This is a genomic window from Pilimelia anulata, from assembly GCF_014647895.1.
GTDB classification, from domain to species: domain Bacteria; phylum Actinomycetota; class Actinomycetes; order Mycobacteriales; family Micromonosporaceae; genus Pilimelia; species Pilimelia anulata.
Genome location: NZ_BMQB01000035.1, coordinates 1 through 800, shown reverse-complemented (window position 1 = coordinate 800; position 800 = coordinate 1). Strand labels below are relative to the sequence as shown.

Genomic DNA, 800 nt, shown 5'->3' with positions numbered 1-800 from the left:
TTGGTAGTGGACGGCGAGTTTGTCGGTGCGCATGGCCAAGCCGCGCCATTGCTTGAGGCGGTTGATGCAGCGTTCGGCGACGTTGCGTTGCCGGTAGGCGATCTTGTCGAAGGCTGGCGGTCGGCCACCGGCGCTGCCGCGTCGTAGCCGATTCGCTTGCTGATCGGCGGGAACAGGGATCGTGGCGGTGATACCGCGGCGGCTCAGCCAGCCGCGGATCGCTTTCGAGGAGTAGGCCTTGTCGGCCAGCACCCGGGCCGGTCGTTGCCGCGGCCGGCCCGGACCCGGGCGGGGTACCCGAATGGCGTTCATGACCGCCTCAAACTGCGGCGCGTCACCGGCCTGCCCGGCGGTGACCAGCAGACTCAACGGCCGACACCGGGCGTCGGCCGCCAGATGAATCTTGGTGCTCAGCCCGCCGCGGGAGCGACCGAGTGCATGGTCAGCGGGCTCGTGACGCCGGTGCCCCCCTTTGCCGGACGCAGCCCCGCAGCATGCTGATGAGCACGAACCACGGTCGAGTCCACGGCAGCGACCAACCAGTCCAACTCTCCGCCGGTGTCGGCGTCGGCCTGGACCGCGGTGAACAGCCGTTGCCAGGTGCCGTCCAGGGTCCACCTGCGGAAACGCGAGTAGGCGCCCTTCCACGACCCGAACTCCTCCGGCACGTCCCGCCACGGCGAACCAGTCCGGTACTTCCACGCGATCGCCTCGATCACCAGCCGGTGATCAGACCACCGGCCGCCGCGCTGCGGCGACCGGTCCGGCAGCAACGGCTCCAACCGCACCCACATTCGATC

General features: G+C 69.5%; 1 protein-coding gene. It reads right to left on the bottom strand.

Features of this window, described 5'->3' with window-relative positions; translation table 11 throughout:
- Positions 1–800 (bottom strand): IS5 family transposase gene (locus IEY94_RS23175; RefSeq protein ID WP_373291360.1). Its coding sequence is split into 2 segments (ribosomal slippage), with 798 coding nucleotides annotated over them: positions 1–474 and positions 477–800; the frame shifts between segments, so codons are not numbered across the junction. This gene is flagged as partial in the annotation.